Origin of the sequence: Streptomyces sp. SID5464 (assembly GCF_009862985.1) — a bacterium.
Taxonomy (GTDB): domain Bacteria; phylum Actinomycetota; class Actinomycetes; order Streptomycetales; family Streptomycetaceae; genus Streptomyces; species Streptomyces chartreusis_D.
Window position 1 is genome coordinate 1 of the sequence record NZ_WWIQ01000059.1, and the last position, 24123, is coordinate 24123.

Annotated in this window: 19 protein-coding genes; 9 read left to right on the plus strand and 10 right to left on the minus strand. The window is 72.5% G+C overall.

Annotated features, from left to right (window positions below):
* Positions 1-69 precede the first annotated feature (69 nt).
* From sbnB to GTY47_RS28560, 3 genes are all read left to right on the plus strand, one after another.
* Entirely contained in the window at positions 70-1068 is a 999-nt protein-coding gene (gene sbnB / locus GTY47_RS28550) for a 2,3-diaminopropionate biosynthesis protein SbnB (RefSeq protein ID WP_010043553.1), read from the plus strand.
* A gap of 5 nt (positions 1069-1073) precedes the next feature.
* Positions 1074-2936: an FAD/NAD(P)-binding protein gene (locus GTY47_RS28555; RefSeq protein WP_010043555.1), complete on the plus strand. Its 1863-nt coding sequence runs from the start codon at positions 1074-1076 to the stop codon at positions 2934-2936.
* A gap of 71 nt (positions 2937-3007) precedes the next feature.
* Positions 3008-4318, plus strand: coding sequence for an MFS transporter (locus GTY47_RS28560; protein WP_010043557.1), 1311 nt, complete (start codon positions 3008-3010; stop codon positions 4316-4318).
* Positions 4319-4355: 37 nt separating this feature from the next.
* Here the strand turns inward: GTY47_RS28560 and GTY47_RS28565 are convergent, their stop codons facing one another.
* Positions 4356-5240: a LysR substrate-binding domain-containing protein gene (locus GTY47_RS28565; protein WP_010043560.1), complete on the minus strand. Its 885-nt coding sequence runs from the start codon at positions 5238-5240 to the stop codon at positions 4356-4358.
* Between the two features lie 119 nt (positions 5241-5359).
* On the opposite strand from GTY47_RS28565, the gene GTY47_RS28570 reads away from it, so the two are divergent.
* From GTY47_RS28570 to GTY47_RS28590, 5 genes are all read left to right on the plus strand, one after another.
* Positions 5360-6028, plus strand: coding sequence for a succinate dehydrogenase (locus GTY47_RS28570; protein ID WP_010043563.1), 669 nt, complete (start codon positions 5360-5362; stop codon positions 6026-6028).
* Between the two features lies 1 nt (position 6029).
* Positions 6030-7976, plus strand: coding sequence for a fumarate reductase/succinate dehydrogenase flavoprotein subunit (locus tag GTY47_RS28575; protein WP_010043564.1), 1947 nt, complete (start codon positions 6030-6032; stop codon positions 7974-7976).
* Positions 7973-8722, plus strand: a complete 750-nt coding sequence (locus GTY47_RS28580) for a succinate dehydrogenase/fumarate reductase iron-sulfur subunit (RefSeq protein ID WP_010043567.1) — start codon at positions 7973-7975, stop codon at positions 8720-8722. The genes GTY47_RS28575 and GTY47_RS28580 overlap by 4 nt, the downstream gene beginning before the upstream one ends.
* Before the next feature lie 208 nt (positions 8723-8930).
* Entirely contained in the window at positions 8931-9698 is a 768-nt protein-coding gene (locus GTY47_RS28585) for a GNAT family N-acyltransferase (protein WP_010043569.1), read from the plus strand.
* The gene (locus tag GTY47_RS28590; RefSeq protein WP_029181428.1) at positions 9698-10513 is read left to right on the plus strand and encodes a lysophospholipid acyltransferase family protein; all 816 of its coding nucleotides are present in this window, start codon (positions 9698-9700) and stop codon (positions 10511-10513) included. The genes GTY47_RS28585 and GTY47_RS28590 overlap by 1 nt, the downstream gene beginning before the upstream one ends.
* A gap of 280 nt (positions 10514-10793) precedes the next feature.
* Here the strand turns inward: GTY47_RS28590 and GTY47_RS28595 are convergent, their stop codons facing one another.
* The 9 genes from GTY47_RS28595 to GTY47_RS28635 all read right to left on the minus strand — a co-directional run bounded on the left by GTY47_RS28595 (position 10794) and on the right by GTY47_RS28635 (position 22567).
* The gene (locus tag GTY47_RS28595) at positions 10794-13142 is read right to left on the minus strand and encodes an excinuclease ABC subunit UvrA (protein ID WP_010043573.1); all 2349 of its coding nucleotides are present in this window, start codon (positions 13140-13142) and stop codon (positions 10794-10796) included.
* 11 nt (positions 13143-13153) lie between these two features.
* The gene (locus GTY47_RS28600) at positions 13154-14152 is read right to left on the minus strand and encodes an LLM class flavin-dependent oxidoreductase (protein ID WP_010043575.1); all 999 of its coding nucleotides are present in this window, start codon (positions 14150-14152) and stop codon (positions 13154-13156) included.
* Between the two features lie 57 nt (positions 14153-14209).
* Positions 14210-15595 (minus strand): FAD-binding oxidoreductase, encoded by a 1386-nt coding sequence (locus tag GTY47_RS28605; protein ID WP_010043578.1) that lies wholly within the window; start codon positions 15593-15595, stop codon positions 14210-14212.
* Between the two features lie 119 nt (positions 15596-15714).
* Entirely contained in the window at positions 15715-17376 is a 1662-nt protein-coding gene (locus GTY47_RS28610; RefSeq protein ID WP_010043579.1) for a helix-turn-helix transcriptional regulator, read from the minus strand.
* A gap of 79 nt (positions 17377-17455) precedes the next feature.
* Entirely contained in the window at positions 17456-18634 is a 1179-nt protein-coding gene (locus GTY47_RS28615) for a GTP-binding protein (protein ID WP_010043580.1), read from the minus strand.
* A gap of 4 nt (positions 18635-18638) precedes the next feature.
* Positions 18639-18809 (minus strand): 50S ribosomal protein L32, encoded by a 171-nt coding sequence (gene rpmF, locus GTY47_RS28620; RefSeq protein ID WP_010043581.1) that lies wholly within the window; start codon positions 18807-18809, stop codon positions 18639-18641.
* A gap of 122 nt (positions 18810-18931) precedes the next feature.
* The gene (locus GTY47_RS28625) at positions 18932-20527 is read right to left on the minus strand and encodes a cation acetate symporter (RefSeq protein WP_010043582.1); all 1596 of its coding nucleotides are present in this window, start codon (positions 20525-20527) and stop codon (positions 18932-18934) included.
* Positions 20521-20967: a DUF485 domain-containing protein gene (locus tag GTY47_RS28630; protein ID WP_010043583.1), complete on the minus strand. Its 447-nt coding sequence runs from the start codon at positions 20965-20967 to the stop codon at positions 20521-20523. The genes GTY47_RS28625 and GTY47_RS28630 overlap by 7 nt, the downstream gene beginning before the upstream one ends.
* Before the next feature lie 391 nt (positions 20968-21358).
* Entirely contained in the window at positions 21359-22567 is a 1209-nt protein-coding gene (locus GTY47_RS28635; RefSeq protein WP_010043584.1) for a right-handed parallel beta-helix repeat-containing protein, read from the minus strand.
* Positions 22568-23581: 1014 nt separating this feature from the next.
* Here GTY47_RS28635 and GTY47_RS28640 point away from each other — a divergent pair.
* Positions 23582-24076: a nucleotidase gene (locus GTY47_RS28640; protein WP_029181429.1), complete on the plus strand. Its 495-nt coding sequence runs from the start codon at positions 23582-23584 to the stop codon at positions 24074-24076.
* Positions 24077-24123 lie beyond the last annotated feature (47 nt).

A 24123-nucleotide genomic window follows, 5' to 3' on the forward strand; every position in this document is an offset into this window, starting at 1 on the left:
GCCGCGGCCTGCTGGTGCGGAGATGAGAAGCCGCAGCGACAGAACCCCGAACGTCCCTTAAGGAGAACCGTGTTCACATTCGAAGTCGTCGCCGGTGAGGCAGTGCGACAGCAGTTGGACCAGCACCGCGACGAGGTCGTGGACATCGTCGAGCGCACTTACCGGGACCACCAGGCCGGCGAGACCATCAACCCGGACAGCTACTTCCTGCGCTTCCCCGAGAAGCCGGACTCGCGCATCATCGCGCTCCCCGCGCTGCTGCGGGCCGATGTGCAGCTCGCCGGCATCAAGTGGATAGCCAGCTTCCCCAAGAACGTGGCCGCCGGCCGGCCCAGGGCCTCCGCCGTCCTGATCCTCAACGACTACGAGACCGGCTATCCCATCGCCTGTCTGGAAGCCGCCAACATCAGCTCCGCGCGCACCGCCGCATCCGCCGCCGTGGCGGCCCGGGCCCTGCGCCCCGAGGGGCTCGCCGGCGGCCGGGTCGCGGTCGTGGGCGGTGGGGTCATCGCCCGCAACATCTGCGAGTACCTCCACGTCGTCGGCTGCCGGCCGGACACCTACCTGGTGCACGACATCCACGAGCCCTCGGGCAAGTTGCTGGCCGAGCACCTGAACGAGCGGGGCCGGACCGCCCGGTTCACACCGGACCTGGACGAGGCCCTGGACGCGGACGTCGTGGTGTTCGCGACCACGGCCCTGGAACCGTACGTCACCCGGTCCTTCCGCCCGGGCCAACTGGTGCTGAACGTCTCGCTGCGCGATCTGGCCCCCGAGGTGGTCCTGGGCGCGCACAACATCCTCGACGACGTGGACCACTGCCTGAAGGCCAACACCTCGCCGCACCTGGCGGAACAGCTCGTGGGCAACCGGGACTTCGTCGACGGCACCCTGGCCGACGTCCTGAACGGCGACGTCACCGTGGACGGGAGCAAGCCGGTGATCTTCTCACCCTTCGGGCTCGGCGTGCTCGACCTCGCCGTCGGGGCCTATGCGCTCGACAAGGCGCGGGCAGCGGGGCAGACCACGGCAATCCCCGGTTTCTTCGGCGAGACCAGCCGGTGGTGAACCAGATGTCCGCCTCCACAGAGAGCCGCCGCCCCGGCCCGAGCATCGCTGTCGTCGGCATGGGATCGCGCGGGCTGGGCGTCCTGGAACGGCTCGTCAGCATGTGCCTGGCGGAGCCCTTCGACCTCACCGTGCACCTGGTGGACCCGCGGCCACCGGGCCCCGGCTTCCACCGGGCCGACCAGCCGGACTACCTGCTGCTGAACACCGTCTGCTCGCAGCTGACGGCGTTCGCCGACGCCGCCATGGTGACGGGCCCGGCAGGCATCCCGGGGCCCAGCCTGTACGACTGGTGCCTCGAACGCGACCTGCGCGTCCAGGACGACGGCTACACCGTCCGCCCCGGCGTGGGCCGTGCCGTCCGGCCCAACGACTTCCTGCCGCGCAGGCTGCTGAGCGACTATCTGGCCTGGGCCGCCGAACGGATCGTCGGCGCCGCTCCCGAACGGCTCCGCGTCGTACGGCACCAGGCGTCGGCCACCGGCCTGGTGCAGCTGGGCGACCGTGAGCAGGTGCTTCTGGACGACGGGACCTCCGTCGTCGTGGACGCGGCGTTCCTCACGGTCGGGCACCACACCCTGCACCAGCCGCAGCGTCAGGAGACCGACCCGGCGACCATCACGTGCCCCTACCCGCTGCCCGACGCGGTCGAGGCGGTGCGCCCCGGGGAACGCGTCGTGGTGCTCGGCATGGGCCTGACCGCCATGGACGTGATCGCGAGCCTCACCCTCGGGCGCGGGGGGCGGCATGTGACCGGCGAGAACGGCGAGACACGGTACCTGCCCAGCGGCCGGGAACCGCGGATCGTCCTGGCCTCCCGCAACGGCCTGCCCTATCGCAGCCGGCCCGTCCTCAACCCCGGGCGGATCAAGTGCGAGCCGCTCGTCCTGACGCCCACGCGCGTCCGGGAACTGCGCGAGGGTAGACCGGGCGGGCGGCTGAACTTCGCCGAGGACATCGTGCCGCTGGTCGAGGCGGAGATCGACCTCACCTACTACCGGGCCTGCCTCGCCCGGCACACCGGTGACGCGGACGCGGCCCGGCGGGAGTTCGCGGACCTGGTGCGGACCCAGGGTGCCGAGCCGCTGCTCGCGCGGGCACGCGAACGTTTCGGGCCGTCACCGGTGAGCGGTCTGCTCTCCGTTGCCGCCGGGCCGTCCTCCTGGGAGACGTACCAGGACTACACCGACTGGTTCGTCGCCAGGGTCGCCGACGACCTCGCCGAGGCGCGGGCGGGCCTGGGCGTCAGCCCCGTCAAGGAGGCGCTGGAGGTCCTGCGGGACCACCGGGACGTCCTGCGCGCCGTGGTGGATCCGCCGGGCCTCGACGACGAGTCGATGGGCGACTTCTTCTCGGACTTCGTCTCCCTGGTCAACCGCACGGTCATCGGCCCCCAACTGGACCGCTCGGCCGAGCTGCTGGCGCTGATCGAGGCGGGTGTCGTACGTCCCGCACCCGGCGCGCACAGCCTGCTGCGCCGCTCCACGGACGGCGCCGTGTGGACGCTGGAGTCCACGACTCTGGCCGCGGCCCACCGGCTGGAGGCGGACCGGGTCGTCCTGGCCCATGTGCAGGAACCGGCGGCGGACGAGGCCGAGGGTTCACTGCTCGGCGGACTGGCCAAGGCGGGCCGGCTGCGCACCCTGCGGCACCGCAGCGCGAGCACGACCGGTCTGGACGTGACCCGGGAAGGCCGGGCCGTGGACGCCGCGGGCGCCGTGCAGGAGCGGATCTTCCTGTTGGGGCCGCACACGGAGGGGTCGAGCTACTACAACCACTACGTGCCGTCGCCCGGAGCGCCGAGCCGGGCCCTGCGGGATGCCGAACTGGCCCTGCGCGCCGCCCTGTCGACCGTCGTGCCATCCTGACAGACCGGCTTCGGCGGCGGGGCCGGCCCCGGCCTCGCACCACCTCGCACGATCCCTCGCTGGAGCAACGCATGCTGAACGCAGCACTCGGACGCCTGAGGCGCATGAACGAGCTGTCGCCGACCTTCAGGCTCCTCCTGGCGGCCTCGTTCCTGATCCCGCTGGCCGGTTTCATGGTCATGCCGTTCATGTCCTTCTTCCTGCACGACCGGATGAAGATGGACCTGGAGGTCGTCGGCCTCGTCATCGCCGTGGCGTCGTTCGTGCAGATGTCCGGTGGCGTGGTCGGCGGGTACGTCGCCGACAGGTTCGGGCTCCGGCGCACCATGGTGGTGGCCCTGGTGATCCGCACGATCAGCTTCGCGCTGTTCGTGGTGTCCATCAGGGCCCCCGCCCTGTCGATCCCGGCGCTGCTGCTGTCGGCGGTCGGCGTGGCGCTGTACCTCCCGGCCAACAAGGCCTACGTGGTCCGGGACTGCGACGCGGACCGCCGGCCCCTCTTCCTGTCCCTCAACAACGCGGCGCTCAACAGCGGGATGGCGCTCGGCCCGCTCATCTCCGGCCTCTTCATCATGCGCGCGCCGATGGCGGTGTTCGCGGTGGCCTCGGGCATCTTCGCCGCCGTCACGCTGCTGCACGTCAAGGCGCTGCCCCCGGACGCCGAGATCCGGCGGCCCGAGCCGCGAAAAGAACGCGGCGGCGCGGTGCGGTTGTTGCTCATCCCGCCGGTCATCACCGCGGCCCTCGGCTTCTACGCGTACATGTTCTTCCAGAACTACCTGAGCCTGTACGTGGTGGCGCACTACTCGTCCACCGTCTTCAGCGTCCTGCTGCTGATCAACGGGCTGCTCGTGGTCGCGCTCCAGCCCGTGCTGGCGAAACGCATCAACGGACTCGGCTTTCCCCTCGCCACGGCCCTGTCCTTCGCGCTCTTCGCCTGCGGCCTGCTGCTGATCGGGTGGGCCGGACTCCTCGCCGTCGTCGTCGGCGTCGTGCTGATCAGCCTGGGGGAGGTGGTGCTCTTCCTCAAGAGCGAGCTGGAGGCGCTGCGTTACTCGCCCGACAGCCCGGGAGTGGTCTTCGGCAACCAGCGCCTGGCCACCGGCATCGGTGCGTTCGCGAGCGCGTGGGCCGGCGGCTGGTTCTACCAGCGGGCCACGGACTCGCCCGACGGCGACAGCCGCTTCTGGATCTACTGCGCCGTCCAGGCGGCCATCGGCGGGTTGCTCGCCCTGGCCGTCTCCCTGCTGTCCCGCCGGAACGCCGCGCCCGCCGACGAAGAGACCGCCGACGAAGAGTCCGCCGGCCCCGGCCGGGACGCCGACCGGACCAGCTCCGCCGACCGGACCACCTCCGACGAACAGAACGCCAGCCTGGGCTGACCCGCCGAGGGGAACGCCCCCGGGCACCGGCCGCCGCTCACCGTTCCAGCAGCATGCGCTGGAGTTCCCTGGCCGCCCGGGGCGGCGCCACGTCGCTGCGGTGGGCCAGGGCGATCGTGCGGTGCAGACCGGGCCGGGCCAGCGGCGTGACGCGCAGGCCGCGGCCCGATCTCGCCGCCACCATGCGCGGCACGACGGCCACCCCCAGCCCCGCCCGCACGAACCCCAGCACCGCGTCCATCTCCCCGCCCTCCACCGCGAAGTCCGGCTCGAACCCCTCCGCGCGGCACGCGGCCACGGTCAGTTCGCGCAGGTCGTAGCCGTGCCGGAACATCACCAGGCGCTCGCCCTCCAGGTCGGCGATGCGTACGGTGCGCCGGCCCCGGCCGGGTCTCGGCGCGTCCGGTGAGGAGACCACGACCAGGTCCTCGCGCAGCAGCTCCACCGTCGTCAGCGCCGGGGACGGCGTCGGCAGGGGCAGCACCACCAGGGCGAGGTCCAGCGCGCCGCGTGCCAGCTCCCGCACCAGGTCGTGCGAACCGCCCTCCTCGATCAGCAGCCGGATGCCCGGGTAGCGGTCGTGGAAGGCGCGCAGCACGTCCGGCAGCAGGCCCGTGCACAGGCTGGGCGTGGCACCGAGCCGCACCCGTCCCCGCCGCAGCTGCACCAGCTCCAGCACCTCGTGCCGGGCCGTGTCCGCGTCGGCCAGGATGCGCCGGGCCAGGGGCAGGAGGGCCTCGCCGGCGTCCGTGAGCGTGATGTTGCCCCGCGCCCGCAGGAACAGGTCCGCGCCCAGCTCCCGCTCCAGCGCCTTGATCTGCTGCGACAGTGACGGCTGCGCGACATGGACCAGATCCGCGGCCCGGGTGAAGTGCCGGGTCTCGGCGACGGCCACGAAGTACTGGAGCTGGTGGAACTGCATACTCGTACGATAGCCCCGGCCTATGGAATCAAGCCGCACCATGTCTTGGACCGATCGGCTCCGTGTCCGTAGCGTGCTGTGACATGGCTCTGGCAACGCGGACGGACCGACGGCCGTCCATGGCACGCACCGTGTGGGACTCCACCCTCGGCAAGAAGACCGTGATGGCGGTCAGCGGGCTGATCATGCTGCTGTACCTGGTCGTCCACATGATCGGGAACCTGAAGATCTTCTTCGGGGCCGGCGAGTTCGACCACTACGCCCACTGGCTGCGCACCGTCGGCGAGCCGTTCATGCACTACGAGTGGACGCTGTGGCTGGTCCGGATCGTGCTGGTGGCCGCCGTCGTCGCCCACGCCGTCTCCGCGTACCAGCTCAGCCGCCGCGACATCAGGGCACGGCCCGGCAAGTACGTGCACAAGAGGCCGCGCGCGAGCTACGCGACGCGGACCATGCGGTGGGGCGGGATCATCCTCGGGCTGTTCATCGTCTGGCACATCCTGGACCTCACGACCGGCACCGTGCACCCCGGCTTCCGGCCCGGCCACCCGTACCAGAACGTCGTGGACACCTTCTCCACCTGGTACGGCAACGTCATCTACATCGTCGCGATGCTCGCGCTCGGCCTGCACGTCCGGCACGGCTTCTGGAGCGCCGCCCAGACCCTCGGCGCCGGCAGCCGCACCCGCGACCGTGCCCTGAAGACCGTCGCCGACGTCCTCGCGCTGCTGCTCACGGCCGGTTTCATCGCCGTACCCGTGGGCGTCATGACCGGAGTGGTGAGCTGACATGACCTACACCGACTACGCGACCGGCGAACCGGTCGTCGACACCAAGGCCCCGAAGGGCCCCGTCCACGAGCGCTGGGACAAGCGCCGCTTCGAGGCCAAGCTGGTCAACCCCGCCAACCGGCGCAAGCACACCGTCATCGTCGTGGGCACCGGCCTCGCCGGCGGCTCCGCCGGGGCCACCCTCGCCGAACAGGGCTACCACGTCGTCCAGTTCTGCTACCAGGACTCCCCGCGCCGCGCCCACTCCATCGCCGCGCAGGGCGGCATCAACGCCGCGAAGAACTACCGCAACGACGGCGACTCCATCCACCGGCTGTTCTACGACACCGTCAAGGGCGGCGACTTCCGGGCCCGCGAGTCCAACGTCCACCGCCTCGCGCAGATCTCCGTCGAGATCATCGACCAGTGCGTGGCGCAGGGCGTGCCGTTCGCCCGCGAGTACGGCGGCCTGCTCGACACCCGTTCCTTCGGCGGCGTCCAGGTGTCGCGGACCTTCTACGCCCGTGGCCAGACGGGACAGCAGCTGCTGCTCGGCGCCTACCAGGCCCTCAGCCGGCAGATCGCCGCGGGGAACATCGAGATGCACCCGCGTACGGAGATGCTCGACCTGATCGTCGTCGGCGGGCGGGCGCGCGGGATCGTCGCCCGGGACCTCGTCACCGGCAAGATCGACACGTACTTCGCGGACGCGGTGGTACTGGCGAGCGGCGGCTACGGCAACGTCTTCTACCTGTCGACGAACGCCATGAACTCCAACGCGACCGCGATCTGGCGGGCGCACCGGCGCGGCGCCTGGTTCGCCAACCCCTGCTTCACCCAGATCCACCCCACCTGCATCCCGCGCACCGGCGACCACCAGTCCAAGCTGACGCTGATGAGCGAGTCGCTGCGCAACGACGGCCGCATCTGGGTGCCGAAGGCCAGGGGCGACGACCGCCCGCCGAACGAGATCCCCGAGGACGAGCGCGACTACTACCTGGAGCGCATCTACCCGTCCTTCGGCAACCTGGTGCCCCGTGACATCGCCTCCCGCGCCGCGAAGAACGTCTGCGACGAGGGCAGGGGCGTCGGCCCCGGCGGCCAGGGCGTCTACCTCGACTTCGCCGACGCCATCAAGCGCATGGGCCGGGGGGCCGTCGAGGCCAAGTACGGCAACCTCTTCGACATGTACCAGCGGATCACCGACGAGGATCCGTACCAGGTGCCCATGCGGATCTACCCCGCCGTGCACTACACGATGGGCGGCCTGTGGGTCGACTACGACCTCCAGACCACCGTCCCCGGCCTGTTCGCGATCGGCGAGGCCAACTTCTCCGACCACGGGGCCAACCGGCTCGGCGCCTCCGCGCTGATGCAGGGACTGGCCGACGGCTACTTCGTGCTCCCGGCGACCATCAACGACTACCTCGCCCGCAACCCGCACACGGACCAGGTCGACACCGGCCATCCGGTCGTCCAGGAGGTGCTGGCCGAGACCGAGGACCGGCTCAACCTGCTGCTGTCCGTCGACGGCGACCGCACACCCGACTCCTTCCACCGCGAGGTCGGCGAACTCATGTGGGAGTTCTGCGGCATGGCCCGCACCGACTCGGGACTGCGCAAGGCGCTGGAGCGCATCCCGCAGATCCGTGAGGAGTTCTGGCGGCGCATCAAGGTCCCCGGCACCGGCGAGGAGTTCAACCAGTCGCTGGAGAAGGCCAACCGCATCGTCGACTACCTGGAACTGGCCGAGCTGATGTGTCTCGACGCGCTGCACCGCAGCGAGTCCTGCGGCGGCCACTTCCGCGAGGAGTCCCAGACACCCGACGGCGAGGCCGCCCGGAAGGACGACGAGTTCGCGTACGCGGCCGCCTGGGAGTTCAACGGCACCGGCGAGGCTCCGACCCTGCACAAGGAAGACCTGGTCTTCGAGTACGTCCACCCCACCCAGCGGAGCTACGCATGAAGCTCACCCTGCGCGTCTGGCGGCAGAAGAACGCCGACGCCGAAGGCGCCATGTCCACGTACGAGGTGGACGGGATCTCCTCCGACATGTCCTTCCTGGAGATGCTCGACACCCTCAACGAGGAGCTCATCCTCAAGGGCGAGGAGCCGGTCGCCTTCGACCACGACTGCCGCGAGGGCATCTGCGGTGCGTGCTCGCTCGTCATCAACGGCGATGCGCACGGGCCCGAGCGGACGACCACGTGCCAGCTGCACATGAGGTCGTTCAAGGACGGCGACACGATCGACATCGAGCCGTGGCGGGCGTCCGCGTTCCCGGTGATCAAGGATCTGGTCGTCGACCGTTCGGCCTTCGACCGGATCATCCAGGCCGGCGGGTACATCACCGCGCCGACGGGTGCGGCTCCCGAAGCACATGCCACACCGGTGCCGAAGCCGGACGCCGACTTCGCCTTCGAACACGCCGAGTGCATCGGCTGCGGTGCGTGTGTCGCCGCGTGCCCGAACGGCGCCGCGATGCTGTTCACGTCCGCCAAGATCAACCATCTGAACGTGCTGCCGCAAGGGGCGCCCGAGCGCGAGACGCGGGTGCTGGACATGGTGGCGCAGATGGACGAGGAGGGCTTCGGCGGGTGCACCCTCACGGGAGAGTGCGCCACGGCGTGCCCCAAGGGCATTCCGCTCATGTCCATCACCGGCATGAACAAGGAGTGGCTGCGGGCCACGCGGAAGGTGAGCAAGCGGTAGGTCCGGGCAGGTAGAAGCGTTCGCCGTGTGGTGCGGACGGGCGGGGCCGGTTGGTGCTCACCGGCCCCGTCTCGCCTTTCCGCGCTCCTGGCATTCAACATCCCGGCATCCGCGCTCCTGGCACTGGTCACGCGAAGGTCAGGCGGCATGGGCACAACAGTGGCGGCGGCACCGCTCGCCGCCCCCGGCCCGTGACCAGGAGAGAGCCATGACCGGCGTACTGACCGTCGACCGCCCCGCGCAGCCCACGGCCCCCACCCGCTACACCGTCGCCCTCGCCCGGAACGAGGAGGACGTGCGTGCCGCGCAGCGGCTGCGGCACGACGTCTTCGCCGGGGAGCTGGGCGCCCTGCTGGCCGGCTCGCAACCGGGGCTGGACGTCGACCCGTTCGACGCGTACTGCGACCACCTGCTCGTCCGCGAGGAGACGACCGGCCAGGTCGTCGGCACCTACCGGCTGCTGCCGCCCGAGCGCGCGGCGGTCGCCGGGCGGCTGTACTCCGAGAGCGAGTTCGACCTGAGCTCCCTCGCCGGAATCCGGCCCGAGCTCGTCGAGGTCGGCCGCTCCTGCGTGCACCCCGACCACCGCGACGGCGCGGTCATCAGCCTCATCTGGGCCGGGATCGCCCGCTACATGGTCGACCGGGGCCATGAGTGGCTCGCCGGCTGCTGCTCCGTCCCGCTCGCCGACGGCGGCACCCTCGCCGCCGCCACCTGGGACCGGGTCAGCGCCAAGCACCTGTCGCCGCAGGAGTACCGCGTCCAGCCGCTGCTGCCGTGGGTCCCGGGTCCCGCACCCGCCACCCGCGTCGAACTGCCCGCCCTGCTGCGCGGCTACCTGCGCCTCGGCGCCTGGGTGTGCGGCGAGCCGGCCCACGACCCGGACTTCGGCGTCGCCGACCTGTACGTGCTGCTGCCGATGAGCCGGGTCAACCCGCGCTACCTGCGGCACTTCCTGTCCCTCGTCCCCGCCTGATGAGTGCCTGGCTGCCCACCGCGCCCTGCACGCCGCAGGCCTGTGTGGAGGCGCCGGCGGTGGTGCCGGCGCGGGCCGTGCCGCGTGCCGTGCTGCGGCTCACCGGGGTCGTGCTGCTCCTGCTCGCGGGGATCGCGCTCTCGCCGCTCGGTGCTCGGATACCGGCGTCCCTGATCCGGCGGTGGTGCCGGTGGATCGTGCGGGCCGCGGGGGTCCGGGTCCGCGTCAACGGCGCCGCCGCCCCCACCGGCGGACTGCTGCTGGTCGCCAACCACATCTCCTGGCTGGACATCCCGCTGCTCGCCGTCGTACGCCCCGCCCGGATGCTGGCCAAGACCGAGGTACGGCGGTGGCCCGTCGCCGGGCCGCTCGCCGCCCGCGGCGGCACCCTGTTCATCGACCGGGACCGGCTGCGGGCCCTCCCGGACACCGTCGCCCGTATCGCCCGGGCCCTGCGCGAGGGCGCCGCCGTCGCGGCCTTCCCCGAGGGCAGCACCTGGTGCGGCCGGGCCCAGGGCCCCTTCCGCCGGGCCGTCTTCCAGGCCGCCCTGGACGCCGGGGTGCCGGTCCAGCCGGTCCGGATCGGCTACCGGCTCACCGGCGGAACCGGCACCACCGCCGCCGCGTTCGTCGGTGACGACACCCTGCTCGCCTCCCTGTGGCGGGTCGCGACGACCCGCGGCCTGGTCGCCGAGGTCGAGGTCCGCGCCCCCATCCCACCGGGCAGCAGCCCCGACCGCCGTGCTCTGGCGGGCGCCGCCCAGCCACCGGAGACGACGGCGCCGTCGTGGACGCACGCGGTGCTCGTGGCGTAGGACCTGCGCCGACCGTGCGGTGGCGCCCGTCCCGCCCGTGAGGGTGGCTCCGGCTGCGCGGCACGTCCCGGGGCCGGGGACAGGGCCGTGCGGCCGCAGGCGCGGCCCGGTCGCTGAACGGGTGCCGCCGCGCGGGGCCGGCGGGCCGCGGCCACCGGGATCGCCGATCAGCGGCAGCCGCTCGCCGCGGCCGGCCCCCGCGACGGCGGCTCGCCGTGCGCATGCCCCGAGTACCGGCCGACGTACGACGCAGGATGTTCCTGCCCGCACCGGACGCGCCTCACCGGCCCCCGGGCAGCGTGCGCGCCAGATACGGCGCCGTTCGGCTCTCCGCCGAGCGCGCCACGTCCGCCGGTGGCCCCGCCGCCACGATCCGGCCGCCCGCGTCGCCGCCGCCCGGGCCGAGATCGATGACCCAGTCCGACCCCGCGACGACGGACATGTCGTGCTCGACGACGATCACGGTGTGCCCGGCGTCGACGAGGCCGTGCAGCTGGCGCATCAGGACGTCAACGTCGGCCGGGTGGAGGCCGGTCGTCGGCTCGTCGAGGAGGTAGAGCGTGGGGCCGCGCCTGCCGCGCTGGAGTTCGCTCGCCAGTTTGATGCGCTGGGCCTCGCCGCCGGACAACTCGGTCGCGGGCTGACCGAGGCGGAGGTAGCCCAGTCCCACGTCGAGCAGGGTGCCGAGGCTGCGGGCCACGGGCGGGGTGTCGGAGAAGAACTCGGCCGCGCTCTCCACCGTCAGATCCAGCACCTGCGCGATGTTCCGCCCCCGGTACGTCACCTCCAGCGTCTCCGGGTTGTACCGGGCCCCGCCGCAGTCCGGGCAGGGCGCGTACGTGCTCGGCAGGAACAGCAGCTCCACGCTGACGAACCCCTCGCCCTGGCAGGTCTCGCAGCGCCCGCCCGCCACGTTGAAGGAGAACCGGCCGACGCCGAAGCCCCGCTCGAGCGCCCCGTCGGTAGCCGCGAACACCTTGCGCACGACGTCGAAGAGGCCGGTGTACGTCGAGAGGTTCGAGCGCGGGGTGCGTCCGATCGGCTTCTGGTCGACCGAGACCAGCCGGCCCACCCCGGCCGTCTCCTCGGTGATCTCGCCGATGAGCGTGGACTTGCCGGAGCCGGACACTCCGGTGACCGCGGTGAACGCGCCGAGCGGGAACTCGGCGGACACATCGCGCAGGTTGTGCCGGGTGACCGGCCCGGTCCTCAGCCACCCGCTCGGTTCGCGGACCACGCGCGCCGGGGCGGGGCAGCGGTCGAACAGGTAGCGAGCCGTCGCCGACTCCTCGACGGCCGCCAGCTCGGCGACCGGGCCGCTGTGCAGCACGCGCCCGCCGTGCTCGCCCGCGTGCGGACCCACGTCCACCAGCCAGTCGGCACCGCGTACGACATCGAGGTGGTGCTCCACCACGAACACCGAGTTCCCGGCCGCCTTCAGCCGCTCCAGCACGACGAGCAGGGCCTCGGTGTCCGCCGGGTGCAGCCCGGCCGACGGCTCGTCGAGGACGTAGACGACACCGAACAGGCCGGAGCGCAGCTGGGTGGCGAGGCGCAGGCGTTGCAGCTCGCCCGCGGACAGGGTGGGGGTGGGCCGGTCCAGGCTGAGGTAGCCGAGACCGAGTTCGACGACCGGCGCGACCCGCGAGGTGAGGTCGTCGGTGAGGACCCGGGCGGTCTGTGACGTCGCGTCGAGCGCGGCGGCCAGCTCCACCAGCGGCAGCGCCGCCAGCTCGGCGATGGTCCGGCCGCCGAACGTCACCGCCAGTGCCTCGGGCCGCAGCCGGCTGCCACCGCACGCCGGGCAGGGCGCGCTGGTGAGGAACCGCTCGGCCTTCGCCCGCAGGGTCGGGCTCTTGGAGTCCGAGAAGGTCTTCAGCACGTACCGCCGGGCGCTCATGTACGTGCCCTGGTACGGGCGCTGGATCCGGTCCGCGTCCCGCACCGGGTGCACGGTGACCACCGGCTGCTCGTCCGTGAACAGGATCCACTCACGCTCGCCGGCGGGCAGCTCCCGCCACGGCCGGTCCACGTCGTACCCGAGCGCGTCGAGGACGTCCCGCAGGTTCTTGCCCTGCCAGGCGCCCGGCCACGCGGCGATCGCGCCCTCGCGGATCGACAGCGACGGGTCGGGGACCAGCAACTCCTCGCTCGTACGGTGCACCCGGCCGAGCCCGTGGCACTCCGGGCAGGCGCCGGCCGCCGTGTTGGGCGAGAAGGCGTCCGAGTCGAGGCGCCCGGCGCCGGGCGGGTAGGTGCCGGCCCGGGAGAAGAGCATGCGCAGCGAGTTCGAGAGGTTGGTGACGGTGCCGACCGAGGAGCGTGAGGTCGGAGCCGCGCGGCGCTGCTGGAGCGAGACGGCGGGCGGCAGACCGGTGATCTCCCCGACCTTCGGCGCGCCCACCTGGTGGATCAGCCGGCGCGCGTACGGCGCGACCGACTCGAAGTAGCGTCGCTGCGCCTCCGCGTAGATCGTGCCGAACGCCAGCGACGACTTGCCCGAGCCGGACACGCCGGTGAACACGGCCAGCACGTCCCGGGGGATGTCGACGTCGACGCCCTTGAGGTTGTGCTCGCGGGCGCCGCGGACACGGACGTACGGGTCGTGGGGGCCGTGGCAGTCGTGCATGGGCAACGACTCTAACCGGAGGCGATCGCGGCCAGCCGCCGGTAGGAGTCCAGCAGGGCCTCGCGGTCGTACGTGCTGGTGGTGACGAGGACCTCCTGCGCTCCCGTCTCCTTCAGCACCGTCTCCAGCTCGTGCGCGACCTGCTCCTCGGTGCCGGCGATGTGGCCGGTGAGGCCGGACTCGTAGAAGCCGCGCTCCTTGGCGGTCATCGTGAGCGCATCCACGCTCTCCGCGGGCGGCAGGGGCGGGAAGGTGCCGCGGGTGCGGGAGTACGCCATGGACCAGGCCTCCGGGATCAGCAGCCGCCGGGCCTCCTCGGGGGTGGCGGCCACGGCGATCGTGCCCGAGACGACGACGTAGGGCTCGCTCGCCCAGGCCGAGGGGCGGAAACCGTCGCGGTAGTGGTCGATGCCGCGCCGCATCCTGTCCCGGTTCCGGAGGTCGCCGATCACCATGGGCAGGCCGAGGCGGGCCGCGATGCCGGCCCCCTCGCCCATGGCCAGGACGAACGGCGGCACGGCCAGCCCCTCGGCGGGGCGGGCGTGCACCCCGGTCGGGGAGGTGCCCCGGAACCAGCCGAGCAGCTCCCGCAGCTGGGCCTCGAAGTCCTCGGCGTCCTCCTTGTCACGGCCCAGGGCCCTGCGCACCCCGTCCGTGAAGCCGACGGACCGTCCCAGCCCCATGTCGATCCGCCCGGGGAACAGCGACTCCAGCACCCCGAACTGCTCGGCCACGACCAGCGGCCGGTGGTTGGGCAGCATCACCCCGCCGGTGCCGACCCGGATCGTCCGTGTCGCGGCGGCGACGGCCGCCGCCAGCACGGTCGGCGCGGAACCGGCGACCCCGGGTACGCCGTGATGCTCCGAGACCCACAGCCGGTGGTACCCGAGCCCCTCCAGCTCCCCGGCCAGCCGCACGGTGTCACGCAGCGCCTCGGGATGCGTGTGCCCCTCGCGAGTGCGGGAGCGGTCGAGGACGGAGAACCTGGTCGTCGCGATCACGGAGCTCATACAGGGTTCAACACCGGCGGGCCCACAGGATTCCTCCGGCCCGTGCACACCTCGTCCTCACGGAGCGATGTTGTGGTTGAGGCGGAACAGGTTGCCCGGGTCGTGACGCCGCTTCAGCTCCGTCAGTCGGGCGTGGTTCCCGCGGTAGTTGACGGGCACCCGGTGCTCGTCGTCGCTGTCCTGGAAGTTGACGTAAGCGCCCTCCAGGGAGTGCGGTTCGAGCGCCCCGTGGAAGGCGCGCACCCAGCCCTTCTGCGCCTCGCAGTCCTCACGCGTCGTCAGGGTCGCGCTGAGCGCGATCGAGAAGTCGGCGTCCCGATAGGAGAAGGCGGTGTCCTGTGGCCCGACCCGGTGGCAGGCGCCGTCGAGGGGGAAGCCGATCGTCACGCTCTGCAGGGAGGGTGTCGTGGCGCCGTGCTCGACGAACGCGTCGACGGCGCCGTCCGGCAGGCCCTTGAGGAAGGCGCCCTTCCAGTAGTGGAAGAGTCCCGGGGGCACCAGGGCGTCGAACAGGGTGTTGATCAGCGGGTAGGGCATGCGCGCCACGTGCCGGCCCAGTACCGGCCCCAGCCCGGCGACACGGGCGCGGACCTCGTCGTCCTGGGCCTCCGGCCCGGTCCAGCAGGTGATCACGCCGCAGAGGGGCCGACCGTGCCAGTGTTCGGGCAGGAACGGCACCGGCGGTCCGAGCCCGACGACGAGCACCGCGCCGAGCCGCTCGTCGCCCTCGGCGACGAGCTCGCGGTACCGGCGGATCACCTCGCCGTCGAGCGGGTAGAACGTCGGCCCGCCGAGGACGTCCGCCACCGGGTGCAGACGGTAGGCGAACGAGGTGACGACGCCGAAGTTCCCGCCGCCTCCGCGCACCGCCCACAGCAGGTCGGCGTCGTGCTCCTCGGTGCAGGTCAGGAAGGACCCGTCGGCCGTCACCAGGTCCACCGCGACCAGGTTGTCGCAGGCCAGACCGCAGCGCCGGGCCAGGTAGCCCATCCCGCCGCCCGTCGTCAGGCCGCCCACTCCCGTCGTGGAGACCATCCCGCCGGTGGTGGCCAGGCCGAAGGCATGCGTGGCGTGGTCGACGTCCGCCCAGGTGGCGCCGCCCCCGACCCAGGCCGTGCGCCCCCCGGGGTCGACGCGGACGCCGCGCATCCGCCCCAGGTCGAGGACGACACCGTCGTCGCAGGTGCCGTAGCCGGGGACGCTGTGACTGCCGCCGCGCACCGCGAGCGGCAGCCCCTGGTCGCGGGCGAAGTCCACCGTGGCGATGACGTCACCGGCGTCGACGGCCCTGACGACGATCGCCGGGTGCTTGTCGTGCAGGGCGTTGTAGACCCTGCGGGCCTCGTCGTAGTCCGGTTCGCCGGGCCGGACGATGTCACCGCGCAGGGCGCCGCGCAGCCGCTCCAGCAGCCGCTCGTCCAGGGCTGGTGTGGAGGTGGTCATGACCGCCACCCGCCTTCCGTTCGCCGCTTCGGGTACAGCACCTGTCTACGCCTGCGGCCGGGGCGGTTCATCGCCGGAACGGCCCATCTCCGGGGACTCGGCATGGGCCGAACAGCCCATCAGGCGGCCAGCCCGTGCCGGTACGCGTACGCCGTCGCCGCGGCCCGCGAGGACACGCCGAGCTTCGCGAAGATGTTGTTGAGGTGCCGGGCGACGGTGTGCTCGCTGATCACCAGTTCGGCGGCGACGGCCCGGTTCGTCCGCCCCGCCGCGACCAGCCGCAGCACCTCGATCTCACGCTCGGTGAGCCCGCCCGCATCCCGTCGGCGCGCGCTGGCCAGCAGGGCCGCGGCCCGGCGGGCGTCCGGTACGGCACCCAGCCGCTGGAAGGTCTGCCGCGCGGCCCGCAACTCCATCCGGGCCCCTTCCTCGTCCCCGCATGCGCCGTCCACGGCGGCCAGGGTCATCCGCACCTGGGCCGCCTCGTAAGGGACGTCGAGCCCGAGCCAGAGCGCAAGGGCGCGGCGCAGCAGGGGCAGCGCGCGGTCCGGGTCACGCTCCGCGAGCGCCACCGCGCCGTCCGCCGCGGCGGCGCTGGCGTGCAGCGGCGTCGTCGCCGAACCGCACCGCCGCTGCCACTCCCGGGCAAGCGCACCGAGGTCCCCGGCCGCCGTACGGGCCTCCTCCAGCCGGCCGAGCGCGAGGGCGATCTCCACCTGGGCCGCGAGCAGCCTGCACCGTCCGAGGCTGCCGGCCCAAGGGGCCCCCTCGTGACCGGCGAGGGCCGGACGCAGCATCGACGCCGCGGCCCGCGCCCTGCCCTGGACCAGCCGCAGCAGGGCGAGGCCGGGCTGCGGATCGCGGCCGAGTTCGTGCGCCCGCGCGTACGCTTCCTCGGCAGCCGCGAGCTCACCGCGGTGCCGCTGGATCTCCCCGGTCACGTAGAAGGCCTCCGCGGCGATCCGCCGCTCGTACGGCAGCAGCTCCTCGCAGGTCCGTACGGCCTCGGCCACCGCCTCCGGCCAGTTGCCGCGCAGCTCCAGTACCTCCACGCGGTGCACCCGGCACAGCCCGCGGTAGTTGTTCTCCGCCGGCATGGACGCGCACCACCGCATGGCCGCGTCGGTCCACTCGGCGGCGCGTTCGAGGTCGGCACAGGCCATGCACTGCTGGAGCCCCAGGCAGTAGACCCACCCGGTGAAGAAGCTGCTGAGTTCGCCCGCCGTGGCCGAGCACATCGCCTCGTCGAGGAGGTCGAGCCCCTCGGCGACCCGGCCCTCGGCCACCAGGACCCCGGCCTGCGCCTGCACTCCCATGGCGGTCAGGTCCGGGCTGCCGCAGCGCCGGGCGAGGTGCGTCATCCGGCGGGCGGCGGTCATCGCCTCGCCGAACGCGCCGCGCTGCCGCGCCTCCTCCGCGTCCATCCAGGCGAGGTAGCACTGCTCGGCGCACTCCGGCTCGCCGCCGAGGTGCCGGCGGGCCCGGCGCAGCCAGCCGGCGGCCACGGCCGTGTGCCCGGCCAGCTGGTGCTCGTAGAAGAGCATCCAGGCGCAGTATCCGGCCCGCCGGGCGTCGCCCCGTGCCGTGTAGCCGGAGTAGGCCCGCATCCGTGCGGTGATCGACTCCTCCACCCGGCTGGTCCACCAGGCGGCATCGGCGAGCGCGGCACAGTCGTCCGGGGCGAGACGGCCGGCGTCCAGGCCGCGCAGGAGGCGGTACGCCTCGGCCCACGCCTCCCGGGCCACGGCGTCTCGTGCCTGCCGCAGCGCGGTCTCCGTCACGTGCGGCTCCCTTCGCGCTCTTGCCGAGCGTGACCGCCTCTCACCAGCATAGGCAGGCCGGGGGCGCCGCGGCCCGGGGTCAGTGGAGGGAGGCCGGGAGCTGTGCGGCGTGCTCGTGTTCGCAGGTGTCCGTGAAGCCGTCCGTGTCCCAGGCGGGGAACGGGTCGGCCGCCGGGACGCTCTCGCCGGGCCGCATCAGGCAGCCGGTCAGCGCGGTGTGCAGGGCGTCATGCTCGACCTGCGTCCCGATGAACACCAGCTCCTGTGCGTGGGGCGCCTCGTGGTCACGCGCGGCGGACGGCTCGAACCGGGCGACGGACCCGGCCTGCGACCACAGCCCGGTGACGTGCGGGCGGCTCGCCAGGGTGAAGAACCCCTTCGACCGCAGGATCCGCCCGTACGTCCCCGCGTCGAGTCCCTCCGTCACGAGGGTCCACAACCGGCCCGGGTGGAAGGGGAGTTCGGAGCGGAAGACGGTGGAGGAGATGCCGTACTCCTCGGTCTCGGGGACGTGGTCGCCGTTGAGTTCCCGTACCCATCCCGGTGCCTGCTGGGCGCGTTCCAGGTCGAACAGGCGGGTGCCGAGCACCTGGCGGAGGTCCACCCGGCCGTGCGTCGCCGGGACCAGCCGGGCGACCGGGTTCAGCCGGGTCAGGGCCGCCCGCAGCCGGGCCGCCGCCTCCTCGTCGACCAGGTCGAGCTTGTTGAGGACCAGGACGTCGGCGAACTCGACCTGGTCGACGAGCAGGTCGCTGACCGTGCGCTCGTCGTCCTCGTACGGGGCGAGACCGCGCTCGGCGAGGTCGTCGCCGCTGTCCAGCTCGGCTAGGAAGTTGGCCGCGTCGACGACCGTGACCATGGTGTCCAGCAGGGCCACGTCGTCGAGGGTGGCGCCGTCGTCGCGGGCGAAGGCGAAGGTGGCCGCGACGGGCATGGGTTCGGAGATCCCGGACGATTCGATGAGGAGATGGTCGAACCGGCCTTCGCGGGCCAGCCGGTCCACCTCGTCCAGCAGGTCGTCGCGGAGCGTGCAGCAGATGCAGCCGTTGGTCATCTCGACCAGGCGTTCCTCGGTCCGCGACAGGGCGGCCTCGCCGCCGCGCACCAGGGCCGCGTCGATGTTGACCTCGCTCATGTCGTTGACGATGACGGCGACGCGCAGGCCCTCGCGGTTGGCCAGGACGTGGTTGAGCAGGGTGGTCTTGCCCGCCCCGAGGAATCCGGAGAGCACCGTGACGGGCAGTCGTTCGTACGGCACGGGGTCAGCCCTCGGGGCGCAGCAGCCCGCGCTCGTAGGCCTTGACCAGGTTCTGCGGTACGAGGTGACGGACGCCGTCGACGGTGACCGGGACCAGTGTCGGCGTGGCGGCCTTCCACTGGGCGCGGCGGTGACGGGTGTTGCTGCGGGACATCTTCCGCTTCGGGACAGCCATGGGACTCCTCCTCGGTGGGCAGGCACCGAGGACGCTACATGAAAATGGATCCCATTAACAATTCGCGTCCCCGGTGCGCGGCCGTGGCCGGTGCCCGGAGGCCGGTGCCCCGGTCCGAAGCGTCAGTCGTCGGCGCCCACGAGCATCCGCACCTCGAACTCCTCGTGCGCGGTGCTCTCCTCGGCCGGGCCCTTGTCCAGCACCGTGCCGAGCCAGCCCAGCAGGAAGCCCAACGGGATGGAGACGATGCCGGGGTTCTGGAGCGGGAACCAGGCGAAGTCGACCTCGGGGTAGAACGAGGCCGGGGCGGAGGAGACGACGGGGGAGAAGACGGCGAGCAGGACGGAGCTGAGCAGACCGCCGTAGAGGCTGAGCAGCGCTCCCTTCGCCGTGAAGCGCCGCCAGAAGAGGGTGTAGACGATCGTCGGCAGGATCGCGGACGCCGCGATGGCGAAGGCGAGGAACGCGAGCGTCGCGGTGTTCGCCCCCCAGGCGACGAGGGCGAGCAGGATGCCGAGGGTGCCGATGACCGCCCCGGACAGCCGGGCGACGGTCAGCTCCTCCGTCTGGCTCGCCCGGCCCTTGCGGATCACCTCGCTGTACAGGTCGTGCGCGAGGGACGAGGCCGCGGCCAGGGTGAGGCCCACCGCCACGGCGAGCAGGGTCAGATACGCCAGGCAGGTCAGCAGCGCGGTCAGGACACTGCCGCCCAGCTCGTGCGCGAGCAGCAGGACGGAGGCGTTGCCGGTGCGGTCCGTGCTCTCGATGGCGTCCCGGCCGAGGAGCGCGGTGGCGCCGAGGCCGAGGATGCCGGCCCCGAAGCAGACCGCGCCGACCAGGCCGATGGCCCACAGGACGGAGGAGCGCAGGACACCGCTGCTGCGCGGGGCGAGCAGCCGCATCAGCACGTGCGGAAGGGCGGCGAGACCGAGGACGATGGCCAGTTCGAGGCTGAGGAAGTCCAGCTTGTTGCTGACCGTGCCACCGTAACGCAGCCCGGGTTCGAGGAAGGCCAGGCCCGTACCGCTGCGGTCGGCCGCCCTTTCGAGCAGGGCGTTCGGGTTCCAGTCGAAGCGGTAGAGCACCCAGCCCGCGGTGAACAGCACGCCCGCGATCAGCATCACGGCCTTGATGATCTGGATGACCGTCGCCCCGGGCATGCCGCCGAGGGAGGCGTAGAGGATCACGAAGGCACCGATCACGACCACGCACAGGGTGCGGGTGGTGCCGCTCGGCACGCCGGTGAACTGGGTCAGCAGAGCCACGCTGCCGACGAGTTGGGCCACCAGGTAGAGGGTGGCGATGGCCAGGATGCAGACGGCCAGCGCGACCCGCACCGGCCGTTGCTGCCGGGGCAGGCGCAGCGCCACCGTGTCGCCCAGGGTGAACTTGCCCGTGCGGTGCAGGGGTTCGGCGATGAGCAGCAGCACCATCATCCAGGCGACGGTGGTGCCGCCGAGGTACATCAGTCCGTCGTACCCGGTCAGGGCGACCAGGCCGGTGCTGCCCAGCAGGGTGGCGGCGGACAGGTAGTCGCCGCACATGGCGAGGCCGTTGCGCAACGGCGACATGGCGCGGTTGCCGAGGTAGAACTCGCTGATCTCGTCCCGCTGGGGCGCCGTCAGCAGTGCCGTGAACAGGGTGATCACGACCACGGTCAGGAACAGTACGAACGTGAGCTGGAGGCTGCTGTCGTCGATGGCGGCGAGCGTCACCACGTGCGGAACCCCCTCGTGCCGTGCTGGAGGGGCTGCCCGGCCCCTTGGGGCGGCGCCGCCGAGCGGGTGCGGCGGTTCTCGTTCTCGTACTGCCGGGACCTCAGGCCGCGGGCGAGCGGATCGACCCGGGTGCGCATGTGCCGGACGTAGCACCACGCGGTCACGCCCATGATGACGAACTGGCCGAGGCCGAGGGTGAGTCCGATCGTGAGGTGGCCGAACAGCGGCTGGTTCATCACCGCGGGCACAAAACTCGACAACAGCACATACAGCAGGAATCCGCCGACGGACAAGATCGTCGCCCGGATGCCGAACCGGCGCTGCGCGCGACGCAGAGAGTGGAATTCGGGATGATCGGATATGCGAGACGGCGGAGTGTGTTCGATGTGCGGAAGCGGGAATGTGGGAGTGTCGTCCCGTCGCGGTGGAAATTCGGGCACAGGCGCACCTTCTTCGCTGCTACGTGCCCCGCACTCGACCCCTTCGAGTCAGTGTTCTCGTCCGGCTTTCGAGCAGGGTGGAGGGATGCCGGACGCACTGTGGGGGTGCGGGCTCTGTGGGGGTCTCGTGAAACCGAAAAACTCGCTGTTCGGATTCACGCGGACGGCCTCGGGGTTCTGTGTGGGGATCCCCGACCAGCCCCGGCCACGGGTGGTGGCGAGGCTGAATGCGGAGTATGTCAGTGCGACGCTTGAGCCATCAACTGTGAGGACCAATTGACGGCTGTGCATGGCTCGTTCACGCCACAGTTGAAGGTTGGCGATAGTGCGACGGCCTGCCGGAAAAGGTCGGCCCGGTGAATAGTACGGACCTTTTCTCCGGCCGACCTGTTCAGAAACGGGCGCCGACGGCGGTGCCGGACCGGGGTACGAGGAACGCCGGAGCCTTCGGCAGCGAGCCGTCCGCCGATCGGGGGCCGGTGAGCGGGGCCGGGTCGGTGCTCAGGACCGAGGCGGCGTTCCACGTTCCGCCGAGGTTCCAGGAGTTGCCGTCGGCGACCGTCCCGGACCCGACGGCCGCCGGGCGCTGGTCCGCGATCGCGAGGTTGCCGGTGAGCCTGGCGGTCCCGGCCGAGACGTCGGCGTCGAAGCCCGTACCGGCGTTGGCGTACGTGGAGTTGCGGCTCAGGGCGAGGGAGCCCGGGTTGCCGTTGTCGGTGAAGCCGTGCTTGGCGTTCTTGAACGAGACGCTGCCCCGGACCGTGTGGGACACCGCCGGGGCCGGGCTGCCACCGCCGAGTTTGAAGCCGTTCCCGTCGCCCGCGAAGTCGGGGAAGTTCCAGCGGTTGAAGCCGTTGCCGTACGCCACCGTGTTCTCGATCGTGATCGGGGAGGCGAACTTCCAGGCGTCGAAGCCGTCGTCGACGTTGTTCCACAGCCGGGCGCCGCGCACCAGGTTGCCCGAACCGCTGCCTTCCTTGACGGCCAGGCCGTCGGCGCTCTCGCCGTTCTTGCGGGGGTCGCGGTTGCCGTAGCTGTCCAGGTTCAGGATCTGGTTGTTGCTCGATGCGCCCTGGAGCTGGAAGCCGGACTCGTAGTTGTCGTGCGTGCTCAGGCGCGCGAAGACGTTGCTGTTGCAGCCGTCGCAGTACACGCCGTACGGGCCGTTGACGATCTCCAGACCCGAGATCCGCCAGTGCGACGCCTCCATGTGGACCGCCCCGCGCTCGGCACGCGGGATGCTGCCGCCGACCGGGGTGTGGCCGGCGGGCAGCTTCTCCCCGTCGACGACCACGCGCTCGCCCTGGTACGGCGAGAGGGTGATGGGCTGGGACGCGGTACCCGAGGTGGCGATGGTGATGTTGTCGGTGAGGGCGTACGTCCCGCCGCGCACGCTGATGGTGTCACCGGGCCTCGCCAGGTCCACCGCCCGCTGAATGGTCCTCAGCGGCCGGTCGAGCGTGCCGGGGCCGGAGTCGTCCCCGGTGGGCGCCACGACCAGGGTCGCGCCCGCCGCAACCGCCGGCTCCACGGGCCCGCCCAGCGCCATGGCCACCGCGGCCCCCGCCATCGCCATCGACCAGATCGCTGCGTTACGCATACGGCCTCCTGCCTGTACCTACGTGGGTGTCGCAGAGCAGTGGCCGCCAGAGGGGTGAAGGTTGCCGGGGTCGGGAGGCGCGGGCGGAGGAGGTGCTCGTTTCACGGGGGCGGGCTCCATGCAGGGCCTCGGGTTCCCGTGGACCGGGAGGCGGGTAGTCGGCCAGCCGCCCGGGTGTTCGGGTCGGCCATGGGCAGGGCCCCGTTACTGCGGGCTGCGGGGCTGCGGGGTACGGACTGGAGGCTGGGCGCGGGACGGGGCGACGGACGGGCTCCGGGCGCGGCCCCGTGTCCTCGCGGACGGGGAGCCGGGCAGCGGGCTCGCCGCCCGGTGGCGAGCCGGCCTGGGGCACGGGCCCGTTCTCTGGGGCCGGGGGCCGGGGACTGGGCGCGGGGTGGGGCGAGAGACGGGCTCCGGGTGGGGCCCCGTTCTCGTGTCCCGGGGCTGGGCGTGGGTGAGCACTGCAGCTACCGCCGGCCCGGGGCGGCACGGGGCGGGCGACGCGCCGGCTTCGGGCGCCGGGCCGGCGTTCCGCCTCTCGCGCCCCAGGCGGTGGCTCCCGGACCGGGGACTGGGCGCGGGGTGGGGCGCGAGGGGGGGCTCCGGGTGGGGCCCCGTTCCCGTGTCCCCGGGCCGGGCGTGGGTGAGCACTGCAGCTACCGCCGGCCCGGGGCGGCACGGGGCGGGCGACGCGCCGGCTTCGGGCGCCGGGCCGGCGTTCCGCCTCTCGCGCCCCAGGCGGTGGCTCCCGGACCGGGGACTGGGCGCGGGGTGGGGCGCGAGGGGGGGCTCCGGGTGGGGCCCCGTTCCCGTGTCCCCGGGCCGGGCGTGGGTGAGCACTGCAGCTACCGCCGGCCCGGGGCGGCACGGGGCGGGCGACGCGCCGGCTTCGGGCGCGGCCCGGGCGTCCCGCCTCCCGCGACCCGGGCGGTGGCCCCGTCGCCGCGCACCACACGCGGTCGGCCCGCCCCCGGGCGGGCGACCGGGGCCGCCGGACGGCCTAGGGTGGGCGGCGTGAGTGACGATCGCCGTGAGGCTCCGCTGGCCGTGTTCGACCTGGACAACACCCTCGCCGACACCGCGCACCGGCAGCGGTTCCTGGAGCGCAGGCCGCGGGACTGGGACGGCTTCTTCGCGGCGGCGCCCGAGGACCCGCCGCTCCCGGAGGGCATCGCCCTGGTCGAGGAGAGCGCGCGGGAGTGCGAGATCGTCTACCTCACCGGGCGGCCCGAGCGCTGCCGGCGCGACACGCTCGACTGGCTCGCCGCGCAGGAACTGCCCGAGGGGCGGGTGTACATGCGGCGCGACGCCGACCGCAGGCCCGCCCGGTTCACCAAGCTGGAGATCCTGCGGCGGCTCGCCCGCACCCGCGAGGTCCGTGTCCTCGTGGACGACGACGAACTGGTCTGCGAGGACGCCCGGCGCGCGGGCTTCACCGTCGTACGGGCCGACTGGGCTGCCCGGTCCGCCGAGCTGAAGGCGGCGCAGGAGCGGGAAGGACGCACCTGAGAGCACGCGTTGGCGGAGTGTTCACCTCCGCCGGGTATGCCCGTGCC